Raw genomic sequence first — 12,085 nt, 5'->3', positions numbered from 1 at the left:
GCGTCGCCTGGTTCCATGAACCAGATTCGGCGGAAATTGCTGGAGGGCATGCGCCATGGGCACCGTTAGGTGGATCATCTCCACGGCTCCGGAGATCTTCCTGTTGCTCGCCATTGCGATTGGTACGGTGCTTGGTCGCGTCAAGGTTCGCGGCTTCTCGATCGGAACGACGGCCTGCATCCTGGTCGTCGCCGTGCTCATCGGCCAGCTCGGGACCTTTACGTTCCCCTCGCTGCTGCGCGTGATTCTGTTCAGTCTGTTCGTGTTCACGATCGGCTACCGGTCCGGCCCAGAGTTCTTCGCGTCCCTCAGCATCCGCACTCTGGCGCAGGTCGTCATGGCGCTCGTGCTCGGCGGCACGGGTCTGATCCTCGTCCTGATATTCGCCTTCACGTTCAAGCTCGATCCGGGCACGGCCTCGGGACTTGCCGCCGGTGGGCTGACACAATCCTCCATCATCGGCACCGCCTCTGGCGCGCTGGCGCAACTCGGCCTGCCCAACGACGCCTTTAAGCAGCAGGAGGCGAACATCGCCGCCGGCTACGCCGTCACTTACGTCCTCGGCTACATCCTCACACTCCTGTACGTGCCGTTTGTCGCGCCGAAGCTGATGGGGGTCGATTTGAAGGAGGAGGCGGCGAAGCTGGAGGCGGAGCTTTCCGGCGGCAATCCGCCACAGAACGAAAATCTCCATTATCGGAAGTTCCAAGCGCGCGCCTATCGGGTCTCGACCGCCGCGGGACGCACGGTCAAGGATATCGAAGAGGAAATCGGCAGCCGCACTGTCGTCGAGCGAATCGTGCGGGATGGAGCCGACGTTGAGCCGCGCCTCGACACCATTCTCGAATCGGGCGACGACATCGTCATTGCCGGGCGAACGGCGTCCCTCGTCGCTGCAAAGCCGGTCATCGGCAAGGAGATCGATGCCGACGAGATTCTGAAGGCTATTCCGGGCAACGTGATCAACGTCCTCGTCGACAGCCGCGATCTCCATGGCCGGTCGATCAAGGAGATCGCCGAACGCGTCGGCAACGACGCACGCGGCGTCTATCTCCGCACGCTGACCCGGATGAGCCGCGAGGTCCCCCTGGGCCCGGATACCCGCGTCTATGTGGGCGACGTCATGACGCTCGTCGGCAGCACCCGCAACATCGAGCGCGCCGCCACGAAAGTCGGACAGATCTTGCGCTCCGGCGACCGCGCCGACATCGCTTTTCTCGCAACCGGTATCGCGGCGGGCCTGCTCGCAGGCCTCATCAGCTTCAAGGTCGGCGGTATTCCGCTGACCCTGGGCGGCGGCGGCGGCGCGCTGATCGCGGGCCTCGTCTGCGGCTGGCTGCGGTCGCGCCGGCCGACTATCGGCGCTTTGCCGCCCGCCGCGCAGCAGACGCTGAGCGATCTCGGGCTCGGCGGCTTCATCGCCGCCATCGGTCTCGGCAACGGAGCCGCGGCCTGGACTGCGATCCAGGCCCACGGGGTGTTGCTGGTCGGAATGGGCCTGGTCGTCACGCTGGTGCCGCTAATCGTCGCGACGCTGTTTGCGCGCTATGTGGTGCACATGAATCCGGTCATCACCTGCGGTGCGCTGGCGGGCGCCATGACCGTCGATGCTGCGGTGACCGGAGCCTGCGACGTCGCCGAGAGCCAGACGCCGGTGCTCGGCGTCGCTGTGCCCTACGCCGTCGGCAATGTCGTCCTGACCGTACTCGGCCCGATTATCGTGGCCCTCACCTACACCGGCTGACGGAGGCGACGATGCGCAGGCAATTGGCCGCAATCATCCGACCGTTCGTGATGGCTCTACTTACCCTCGCCGCCTTCGTCCTGCCGGTGCGCGCCGAGGACAATGTCCGCATCCAGGAGGAGATCTGGGCGCTGCCGCTGCCGCTTCCGATGTTCGCCTATGTGGTGCGGCCCGTCGGCGACGGCCCCTTCCCGCTCGCGATCATGAACCACGGCGTGTCGCTCAAGCCGGTCGATCGCGGCTTCTTTCCGCTGGTGGAATTCCGCGATGCAGCGAAGTGGTTCGCCAAACGCGGCTATTTCGTCGTGGCGCCGGTCGGCACCGGATATGGCGCAGCCGCCATCGACATTCCCGAGCACGGTCTCTACGGGCCGTTCTTCGCCAAGGTCGGCAAATGCACCAACCCGAACTTCCGTGACGCCGGACGTGCGTTGGCGCTGGCCGATCTCTGGATCATCGACTACATGATCGCCGAGAAACGCGTTCTGCCAGAGGACGTCGTCGTCATCGGACAGTCCGCCGGCGGCTGGGCTTCCATTGCGCTCTCGAGCGTGAACCCGCCGCAGGTCAAGGCGATCATCACCTTTGCGGCAGGTCGCGGCGGACGCGTCGACGGCAAGCCCAACAACAACTGCGCGCCGGACAGACTGGTCGAAGCGACCGCGGATTTTGGCCGGACCTCGCGGGTGCCGATGCTGTGGTTCTATATCGAAAACGATACGTTCTTCGGCCCGGCCCTGTCGAAGCGCATGCATGCAGCATTCACGGCGGCTGGCGGCCGCGCCGAATATCATCTGATGCCGCCCTTCGGCAACGAGGGCCATTTCTTCATCGGCTCTCCGGACGCGATCCCGCTGTGGTCGCCGCTGGTGGCGAAGTTCCTCGACGCGCAGAAATAGAGTTCAGGTTCGGAGGCACATCATGCCGAGTCCCCGCAATTGTCTCTCTGGCCTGCTGGTCGTCGCGGTCGCCGGAAGCGCGACATGTGCCGGCATCGCCGCGCCGAAATCCGCGCAGGCCGATAAACCCGCCGAGGTCGCGACGCGCGGCCAGCGCGAGGCAAAGGACATCGTCTACGGAGACTGGCAGAAGCTCTGCTTCAAGGCAGGCGGTGCGCCGACGCTGTGCCGGACGTCAATCACCGGCAAGTTTCCAACCGGCCAGACGGCCGTGCGCGTGGACCTCATCGAGCGCGAGGGCACTCCTTCGGCAAGGCTGCAGCTCTTCGTGCCCGTCGGCATGTACCTGCAACAGCCGGCGAAGCTGACCGTCGACCAGGGCAGCCCCCTCCGCATCCCCTACAGCTGGTGCCTGACCAACGCCTGCATTGCGGCCGACGTCGCGCCTCCCGCGATCATCAAGGAGATGATGTCAGGGAAGACACTTGTCCTCGAGGTCGTCGATTCAAACCTGCTGGCATTGACGACCTCGGTGCCGCTGGCGCAGTTCGCGTCCGTCCACAAGGGCGCACCGGCCAGGACGTTGGAGCAATATGTCGACGAATGAGCGGCCGTGCTGCGTTACGCAGCCGACGCACGCGCCACCGACTCGATCAGGGACTCCGCCGTGAACGGCTTGACCAGATAGGCAATGCATCCGGACGCGACCGCGGCGGCGCGGTTCGCCGAGCTGTCATTTCCGGTGATGTAGATCACCGGTGCTGTGACACCCTCCTCGGCCAGTTGCCGGCGCAGGTCGATGCCGGACCTTCCGTTCAGGTCGATATCGAGAACGATGCAAATCGCCTTGTCGAAGCTGCCGTGATGGAGCAAGGCTCCAGCAGAGTCGAAGAGCGTCGCGGCAAAGCCATGCTCGCGGAGCAGCCTGTTCACGCTGGTCCGGATGGAGGGATCGTCATCGACGACAAAAACAGAGTCACGCTCTGGCAAGGAAGTGCCCCTTCGAGACGAATGACTGATCACGGCGGCGCCGGCGCCATATTCGCCTGGTCTAATTGCGTGTCGGGCAAACCGCCGCATTCGCCGCCCTACATGGCAGCACCACACCAACGAATTTCATATTGTCTCTTGGGGAAGTCACACCGCGGGAACTGTGCCGTGACGACAAATCAGCTAATCGTCGCTCGTATCGAGCATTCCAAGCCGCTCCGCGATCGAAACGAGCTCCGCCAGCGAACGAACCTGCATCTTCTCCATCACCTGGTGACGGTGCGCCTTCACGGTGCGCTCGGTGGTTCCAAGCTCATGCGCGATCTGCTTGTTGATCCTGCCGCGGACGATGAGATCGAACACCTGACGCTCGCGATGCGTCAATGCGGCGAGGTGAATGCGGAAGGTCTCGAGCCTTCCGCGATGCGCCTGCGCGGTGTGCTGGCGCACCAGCGCGCGCTCAATCGCAGCGATCAACTGCTCGGAGGATACCGGCTTGGTCAGGAAATCCTCCGCGCCGGCCTTGATGGCCTGCACCGTGGTTGGCGTGTCGGCGTGTCCGGTCAGGAATATGATTGGCAGCGTCGAGCCCGACGCGACCAAGCGGGTCTGCAAGTCGGGGCCGCTCAGCCCCGGTATCCACACGTCGAGCAGGATGCATCCCGGCTGCGCGTCATCAGGCGCCGCATCCAGTAAATCCTGCGCCGATGCGTAGGTCGCAACGTCGTAGCCAGCGAGCTTCAACCGGCGCGCGATCGCCGTCCGGAAGGAATCGTCGTCGTCCACCACGTGAACAAGGCCGGGCACGCATCACCTCTTGCTGAATTCCGACAGCTTCTCAATCCGCGCAACAACCTCCCAACAGGCGTCCACGCTGTCCCTTGGTACAATGAACCTTGGGACAATGGATGAGAATGCCGCCTTAGTCGTAAATCAACTTCGACGGGAGTGGGACGGCGCGGCGCATTCCCAGCGGCGAGACTTTTCGTCTGACAGACCAATTCGGCGATGAGCTGAGGAGTTGGCCTATGTTCGTTCGCATTACAGCGGATTCGACGCCGCGTCCCAACTCCCTTCGTGACCTCGGCATGACCAGCGATTCAAATGCGCTCGTCAGTTTAAGCCAATTTACCTATAAAAAAGGCAGCGAAATCTACGGGGAGAGAGAGCCCGCCGAATATGTCTATCAGGTGACGTCCGGTGCGGTGCGAAGCTACAAGCTGCTGTCGGACGGCCGCAGGCAGATTGGCGCCTTTCACCTCGCCGGCGACATTTTTGGCCTGGAGAACGGCAACGAGCACCGCTTCACCACGGAAGCGATCGTCGACACAACGGTGCGCCTGGTCAGACGGCAAAGCCTCGAAATGGTGGCCGAAAGCGATGCGATGGTCGCCAGAAACCTCCTCAGCATGACCACGAACAACCTCCAGCATGCGGAGGACCACATGCTGCTGCTGGGACGCAAGACCTCGCTGGAGCGGGTCGCGGCGTTCCTGCTCGAGATGGACGGGCGGTTGACGGCGTCCGGCGTCATGGCGCTGCCGATGTCGCGGCGCGATATCGCCGATTACCTCGGCCTGACGCTGGAGACGGTATCCCGCGCGCTGTCACGGCTCCATGAGCTCGGCGCCCTCGGCTTCGTCGGCAACACCCAGCGTCAGATCGTGCTGCTGGATCGGCACCAGCTTGCAAGCCTCGACCTGCAGCCTTGAGCGGGCCGACACCGGCGAATGGCACAAACTGCACATCACACCGGTACCGTCCGATGCTAGCCTCTTCCGATGTGGAACGAGACCGCATTTCGGATCGTAGTCGTTTTGTTCGGGACGCTGCCGGTGGCGTTCACGGCCATGATCCTTTTCCTGGGGTGAGCCCGGCTCTGACCGAAGCCGCCATCGGTATCAGGATCATTTAAGGCCAGGCGCCTGGGTTACGCCGAGGTGCTCGAGAGTCTTGCGCAAGACCTCGAACAGGATGGCGGCCGACCAGCCGAACAGCAGGACACCGTTCATAGCCGTCAACGGGCCGATGAGGCGCCATTCGCGCACCGGCGTGATATCGCCGTAGCCGAGCGTGGTATAGTTGACGAAGGCGAAATAGAGCACATCACTGCCCGGTGCTGCGGCCTGAACGACTTCATACATCAGAGCCCACACCAGCACCTCCAGCGTATGTGCGACCTGCAACACCACGGCTGTCGCGACCATGACACCCATCAGGTGCACTCTTGGTCTCCTGGTTTGCCGCAAGCCCGCGCCGCGGGCGATCCCGACGGCGACGATGGTCACCAGCGCATGGATTCCGATATTGATCACGCTGACCAGCGTACCGACGAGGAATTGAAGAAGCATCGCGCGCCGCCAATCCTTTTCAGCTTTCCGGGAAGCTGCCTCAACGTGGCGACGGCCCGTTCAACAAGAGCGCCAACGTGTGCCGCGCGATGGTCAATTCATCGTCGGACGGGAGCACATAGAGAGGGATACGACTATCGCGGCGCGAGATCAGCCGTGCGTTATGGGCGTTGGCCTTCGCACCCAGTATAGCACCGAGCCAGCTCAACCTTTCGGCGATGCGCGCGCGGATCGCGGTCGAGCCTTGGCCGATCGCGCCGGTGAAAACAAAGGCGTCAAGCCCCTCCAGCGCGGCCGCGAGCAGGCCGGCGTTGAGGCCGGCGCAGTAGGCGAGGTGCTCGACGGCCTGTTCTGCTCGCAGAAAACGAGCCGCCGCACCGTCGTCACCCGGATTGGTGAACAGAAATGCGTCGCCGGGATCGATTTCACCTGCGGAATGGTCCGACGGCGATGCGCCAAAGGCATAGAATCCATTCGTGCTTTCGACGCTGCGGCCTTCCTTCAGCGCGCACATCGAGCTGGTGTCATCGAGGCACGCAACGATCACGCGGCGCGCGGCAATCTCGGGGGCCTCAAGCGTCAGAGCTCGTGCGATCGACTCGTAGCAAAGACCGTGAGCCCCGTAACGCCTTACGTCACCTGCGCAGAGTTGATGCGCAATAGGATAGCTGCCGTTCTCCACGACCTTGCCAAGATGGAATGCAGTATCGAAGCAGGCGACTTGCGGTAGCGCCGGATGATTGGCCTGCATGATACGGATTGGCGCAAGATTATACGGTTGAAGCAGCGGCGCGAGTGCAATCAGCCGCTCCAGACGCGCCATCACGACATCATCGATCAGGGCCGGTCGGGCGTCATCCGGTCCTCCCTGAGCGACGCGATGTCCCACGGCCAGCGGCTGGATTCCCAATTCGTCCCGCAGCCAGCTATCGACAACCGCGCATGCCGCCGGGATGTCATCGACGTCGTCGTTCTGATAGGTGCGGTGCGCCAACGGATCGCCGTTCGCTCTGCTCGCCCTGAGGCGCGGATGGCGGCCGAGCCCGTCAAGCCGTCCCTTGATTTGCCGTTCCAGCCTCCCCTCGCCTCGTACGGAGAAGAGCTGGAAGTTCACGCTTCCTGCATTCGCATCGATGGCAAGGATCGCATCCATGGCGGTCAGTCGACAGCCGTCATCGCCGGGGACGTTTGCCCGAATGCGCAATCCCGCTGCGACGTTTGATGGGCCATCGACATGCCTGAGGTCAGATCTGCCTACGCCCAATCAGGGCGCATCGGGAGTCGAGAGGATTGACTTAGGTCAAAGGTGATGCGTGCGGAGATTCAGGTCTCTTCCGGCCTTTTCGGCGCAGCGGCGCGGTCGTTCCGGATCCAGGCCGCCGCGAGTTCCCAGGCGACCGACAGGATGATCGGCCCGATGAAGAGGCCGATGATTCCGTGCGCGAGCGTTCCGCCGATCACCCCGATCAGGATCACGATCGTCGGCGTGGTCAGGCCGCGCCCCATGACGATGGGTTTCAGGATGTTGTCGAGGATGCCGACGGCGCCGAGGAAGACGGTCAGGAGCACCGCGGTGGTCACGTCCTTGTCCATCCAGATCCAGACGACCACGGGGAAGAGAACGAGGAAGGGGCCGATCTGCACGATCGACAGCAACAGGACGAGGAATGCCAGCAGGCCGGCACTCGGGGCGCCTGCGAGCTTGAAGCCGATGCCGGCCAACAGCGACTGCACGATTGCGACACCGATGATGCCCTGCGACACCGCGCGGATGGTCGCGCCGGCGAGCTCCAGAAAATGCTCGCTCTGCTCCGGTACGACCCGGAACAGGAAGCCGCGCACCGCGTCGACGAGCTGCGGACCGTAGGGAAAGAGGAAGCCGGCGACGAATACCGACAGCAGGAACTGGAGCGTGCCGACACCGGCATCACCGGCGAGCGACAGCATGATCCCGGCAAGCGGTTTCAGATACGGCATCACCTCGCTCAGCGCCGCGCGAATATTGCTGTTGGCCTGGGTCCAGAGATCGTAGAGCTGGGTGCCGATCAGCGGCCAGCTCTTGATCTGTTCGGGCGCCTCCGTAAGCGTGAGATCGCCGCTGCTGATCTGGCCCGCGAGATCCTTGATCCCGTCGACTGCGCTCATGCCGAGCCAGGCCGCAGGACCAATGACGATGCCCAGCGTAACCAGCGTGAGAATGGACGCGGCGGTGCGCGGGCGGCCCCCGAGGCGCTTGGCAAGCCAGCCGAAGACTGGATAGAACGCCACCGCGAGCACCGCACTCCAGGCCAGGATTGGCACGAAGGGGCGGATGATGAGGAAAGTCCACAGGATCAGCAGCGCCAGCAATCCGAGCCGGATCACGAGCTGGATGACTCCGTCGATAGACCGATGCTGGCGAAGAGTGTTCAAGGCCTGTGTCCGGGCAGCGCTCCTGCTGGAAGCCTAGCGGCCCCTATCCCGCGGCGGGCTTGATACAGATCAATGGCGCGCCCAATGCTCGCGCCAATACACGCTAGTCTACGACGAGCACGTCATCGACCTGTGTCATCGGATCTGCGCGCTGCAGCGCTCGGACAAGACAGGCTTTGGTCTGCCGCCTGAAATCAAACAGCCCTAGGCCACGCCGCGGAGTCCCTCAGCGGAACAGGCTCGCCTTCCACCTAGTGCCTGGGATTGAGGGCATCATTCAGGCCGTCACCCATCAGGTTGAAGCCGATGACGAGCGCAATGATCGCGAGCCCCGGCCAGAAGGCCATCCATGGCGCCTCGCCGAGAAATTGCCTGGCAACGTCAAGCATGGCGCCCCATGACGGGGCCGGGGGAAGCTGGCCAAGCCCCAGAAAGGCCAGGCTCGCCTCGGCGAGAACTGCAATCGCCATGGTCAGCGTCGCCTGCACAATCGTGGGGGCAAGCACGTTCGGCAGCACCTGTCCGGTCAGGATGGCGAGATGGCCGAGGCCCTGGGACCGGGCCGCGGCGATGTAATCCTCGGTGCAGACAACCAGCGTCTCGGCACGCGCGACACGAACGAACACCGGCACGGCGGAAATGCCGATGGCAATCATCGCATTTTGCAGGCTGGGGCCCAGGAACGCGGCGAGCGCAATCGCCAGCACCAGAAAGGGGCAAGCGAGCAGCGCATCGGCGAAGCGCGAGATCACCATGTCGGTGAGGCCGCCGAAATAGCCGGCCATGAGACCAAACGGAAGGCCGATCAGCACCGCGACCGTCACGGAGACGATGCCGGCGGAAAGCGAGGCTTGCGTGCCGAAGATCACGCGCGACAGCACGTCCCGACCGAGATCGTCGGTGCCGAACCAATGTGCCGCACCGGGTGCCGCGCGAATCGCCATCCAGTCCGGCGAGTTTGGATCGTACGGCGCAATCCACGAGGCAAACACCGCCAGCACGACGAAGAACAGGATGATCGTGGCCCCGATGACGGCGGATGGTTCGCGCAACAGGCGACGAATTTCCGAAGGAGCGGCGGCGCGTGCCTGACTTGCGACCGGCACCGTCTCAATCGAGCTCATGACCTGAGCCTCGGATTGAGCAGCACATACGCCACGTCGGCAATCAGGCTCATCAGGAGGAATACGGCTGCTGTGCAGAGCACGACCGCCTGAACCACGGCATAATCGCGGCTGAACACGCCGTCGACGACCATCTTGCCGAACCCCGGGATGGAAAAGACCTGCTCCGTCAACACCGCGCCGGCCAGCAGTTCGCCAAATTGCAGTGTGCCCAGCGTGACCACGGGAATCAGCGCGTTCGGCAGCGCATGACGCAGCACGATGGTGCTTTCGCGGACGCCCTTCGCGCGGGCGGTGCGCACGTAGTCCTGCTTCATCGCCTCGATCATCGCGCCGCGGACATGGCGCATCATGATCGCAGCGGTGCCCGTGCCGAGCACCAAAGCGGGCATCAGCATCGAAAGCAGGTTGCCTCCCACGCTCTCGGACGGCGGAACGAAACCTCCGGCCGGAAGCCAGCCGAGATTCACCGAGAACAGAAGGATCAGCATGATCCCCAGCCAGAAATGCGGGATCGACAGTCCGGCAAGCCCGAACAGACTGGCGCCGTAGTCGAAGGGCGTCCCGCGCCCCAGCGCCGCGAAGATCCCGATCGGCAACCCGACGAGCAGCGCGACCAGCATCGACAGCATCGCGAGCTCAGCGGTCACCGGCAATTTTTCCGCCAGCATGGTGCCGATCGGCAATCGGGTGCGTACCGACGTGCCGAAGTCACCGTGCACCAGGGCTTTCAGCCAGACGGCGTATTGCACCGGGATCGGATCATTGAAGCGATACTTCTGCCGAAGATACTCAACGACTTCGGGATTACGCTCTTCTCCGGCGAGCGCCAGCGCAGGATCGCCGGGCAGCAGTTTCTGCAGACCGAACACCATCATCGACACCAACAACAGGGTCGGCAGCAGGACGGCAAGCCGGCGCAGAAGCAAACTCTTCATCGGGCCAGACTGGTCCTCACCAGGGCGAGCGCATCGGCGGGCGCGAGGCGTTGCGCATCAATTCACGGGCCTGACACCGACCAGACGCAACAGACCGTCCGGCACCATGACGATGCCGCCGACCGATTTGCGGGCCGCAAAGAACCAGTTCGGGTGATGGAGCGGAATCGACGAGAGCGCCGTCAGGTAAATGTCCGTCGCTTTGGCGTAGAGTGCCTTGCGCTTGGCTTCGTCAGCCTCGCCCCGGGCCTGGTTCAGGATCGCATCGAGATCCTTGTTGCAGTACTTGTTGACGTTCTGGGAGCCCGCGCAACTGAAAAAGGCGACCAGTGTCGGGTCCGGGTCAGCGCGGCCGCTCCAGTTGCCGATATAGGCTTCGAAATTGCCGTTCATGTAGCGCTCGATGGCCGTGGTCGTTTCCATGGGCAGCAGCTTGACGTCGAAACCGGCCTCGCCCGCCATCGACTGTATGATCTGTGCGACCCGGGAATCGCCGGCCGTATTCTCGTACTGGATCTCGACCGGCACGCGAGTCATTCCGGCGGCGGCAATCATTGCCTTGGCCTTGGCAACATCGCGAGCCGGCGCCTTGCGCGCGCTATCGTAGAACGGAGATGACGGCGGGATCATCTGGTTATCCGCCAGGAACTCGCCGTTGAAGGCGACGCGGTTGATGACATTGCGATCGATCGCCAGCTCAAAGGCCTGACGCAGCGTCGAGTTCTTGCCGAGTGGCGTATCGGCCTTCGCGCCCGCGCCGACATTGAACATCAGATGCGAGACGGCAAGTCCCTGGCCGGAATGCAGGGCGAGGTTGGGATCGTCGCGCACGGTCTTGAGATCGGTCGGCGCGATACGCTCCGCGAGATCGAGATCGCCCGCCCGGACACGCGACAACCGCACGGTCGAGTCGGGAACGTAGTAGTAGACGACCTCGTCATAGCCGACCCGTGCAGCGTCCCAGTAGCCGGGATATTTCTTGACCCGAATGAGGTCGCGCGACTTGCGCTCGGCAAATTGATACGGACCGGCACAGACCGGCGCGGCTGCAAATTCCCCGGCTTTCTCCGTGGCGGCCTTGGGCGAGACCATCATGCCGGCACGATCGCTGAGATTAGCAAGCAGCGGCACGAACGGCTCCGACAGGTTGAACTTCACCTTGTCCGCGGCAAGCGCTTCGACGCTCGCGACCGGCGCCAGCTCCGCCTTGCGCTTGGAATCCGGCATCGACTTCATGCGCTCGATATTGAACTTGACTGCCGCTGCATCGAACGCGGTGCCATCGTGGAACGTGACATTCTTGCGCAGCGTAAACGTGATCGACTTGCCGTCCGCGGACCACTCCCAAGCCTCCGCCAGCTGCGGCACGATCTTGAGGTCGGGGGAGATATCGACAAGCTTGTCGCACAGCGCCGCAAACACGAAGCGGCCGGAGTATGTGCCGCTGAGTGCCGGGTCGAGCGCATCGGGATCGTCCTGGATGCCAACCCGCAATGTCGCGGCACTCGCCGAAACAAGGCCCGATGCGATCATCAGAATTGCCGCCAACGCCGTGCCCGTCCGCTTCATACGGAATTCCTTTCGTCGCACGCCTATCCCAAAGCTTCCAAGGCTCTGCTGTTGAAGG

Annotated in this window: 12 protein-coding genes; 4 read left to right on the top strand and 8 right to left on the bottom strand. The window is 63.4% G+C overall.

Going from position 1 to position 12,085, the window contains the following annotated elements; translation table 11 throughout:
* Positions 1–55: 55 nt before the first annotated feature.
* Genes AB7290_RS11790 through AB7290_RS11780 form a run of 3 tightly spaced genes read left to right on the top strand, consistent with a single transcriptional unit; the run spans position 56 to position 3,250 of the window.
* Positions 56–1,744, top strand: coding sequence for an aspartate:alanine exchanger family transporter (locus tag AB7290_RS11790; protein WP_231142799.1), 1,689 nt, complete (start codon positions 56–58; stop codon positions 1,742–1,744).
* A gap of 11 nt (positions 1,745–1,755) precedes the next feature.
* Positions 1,756–2,643 carry an alpha/beta hydrolase family protein gene (locus AB7290_RS11785; protein ID WP_428841237.1) on the top strand — a complete coding sequence of 296 codons (888 nt, stop codon included), beginning with the start codon at positions 1,756–1,758 and terminating at the stop codon, positions 2,641–2,643.
* 22 nt (positions 2,644–2,665) lie between these two features.
* Positions 2,666–3,250 (top strand): invasion associated locus B family protein, encoded by a 585-nt coding sequence (locus tag AB7290_RS11780; RefSeq protein WP_231142801.1) that lies wholly within the window; start codon positions 2,666–2,668, stop codon positions 3,248–3,250.
* 14 nt (positions 3,251–3,264) lie between these two features.
* Here AB7290_RS11780 and AB7290_RS11775 read toward each other — a convergent pair whose 3' ends face one another.
* Both AB7290_RS11775 and AB7290_RS11770 read right to left on the bottom strand, forming a co-directional pair.
* Positions 3,265–3,723 (bottom strand): response regulator transcription factor, encoded by a 459-nt coding sequence (locus tag AB7290_RS11775; protein ID WP_441253420.1) that lies wholly within the window; start codon positions 3,721–3,723, stop codon positions 3,265–3,267.
* A 93-nt stretch (positions 3,724–3,816) separates the two neighbouring features.
* A complete protein-coding gene (locus AB7290_RS11770; RefSeq protein ID WP_135216474.1) occupies positions 3,817–4,440 on the bottom strand; it encodes a response regulator transcription factor in 624 nt (207 codons plus the stop codon).
* Positions 4,441–4,661: 221 nt separating this feature from the next.
* On the opposite strand from AB7290_RS11770, the gene AB7290_RS11765 reads away from it, so the two are divergent.
* A complete protein-coding gene (locus AB7290_RS11765; protein WP_166100662.1) occupies positions 4,662–5,345 on the top strand; it encodes a helix-turn-helix domain-containing protein in 684 nt (227 codons plus the stop codon).
* Between the two features lie 195 nt (positions 5,346–5,540).
* Here AB7290_RS11765 and AB7290_RS11760 read toward each other — a convergent pair whose 3' ends face one another.
* The 6 genes from AB7290_RS11760 to AB7290_RS11735 all read right to left on the bottom strand — a co-directional run bounded on the left by AB7290_RS11760 (position 5,541) and on the right by AB7290_RS11735 (position 12,027).
* Positions 5,541–5,984, bottom strand: a complete 444-nt coding sequence (locus AB7290_RS11760; protein WP_038935413.1) for a potassium channel family protein — start codon at positions 5,982–5,984, stop codon at positions 5,541–5,543.
* A gap of 40 nt (positions 5,985–6,024) precedes the next feature.
* Positions 6,025–7,137 (bottom strand): acetate kinase, encoded by a 1,113-nt coding sequence (locus AB7290_RS11755; protein ID WP_166100665.1) that lies wholly within the window; start codon positions 7,135–7,137, stop codon positions 6,025–6,027.
* Positions 7,138–7,307: 170 nt separating this feature from the next.
* Positions 7,308–8,396 (bottom strand): AI-2E family transporter, encoded by a 1,089-nt coding sequence (locus AB7290_RS11750; RefSeq protein ID WP_063981849.1) that lies wholly within the window; start codon positions 8,394–8,396, stop codon positions 7,308–7,310.
* A gap of 251 nt (positions 8,397–8,647) precedes the next feature.
* On the bottom strand, positions 8,648–9,520 hold the full coding sequence (locus tag AB7290_RS11745; RefSeq protein ID WP_063981848.1) for an ABC transporter permease: 873 nt from the start codon (positions 9,518–9,520) through the stop codon (positions 8,648–8,650).
* On the bottom strand, positions 9,517–10,458 hold the full coding sequence (locus AB7290_RS11740; protein WP_028149199.1) for an ABC transporter permease: 942 nt from the start codon (positions 10,456–10,458) through the stop codon (positions 9,517–9,519). The genes AB7290_RS11745 and AB7290_RS11740 overlap by 4 nt, the downstream gene beginning before the upstream one ends.
* Before the next feature lie 57 nt (positions 10,459–10,515).
* Positions 10,516–12,027 carry an ABC transporter substrate-binding protein gene (locus AB7290_RS11735; RefSeq protein WP_283017296.1) on the bottom strand — a complete coding sequence of 504 codons (1,512 nt, stop codon included), beginning with the start codon at positions 12,025–12,027 and terminating at the stop codon, positions 10,516–10,518.
* Positions 12,028–12,085 lie beyond the last annotated feature (58 nt).

Source organism: Bradyrhizobium sp. 613_E4_N2_2, assembly GCF_052075995.1.
Lineage (GTDB): Bacteria > Pseudomonadota > Alphaproteobacteria > Rhizobiales > Xanthobacteraceae > Bradyrhizobium > Bradyrhizobium barranii.
The sequence above is the reverse complement of the archived record's forward strand: the minus strand, read 5'-3'. Positions and strand labels throughout refer to the sequence as shown.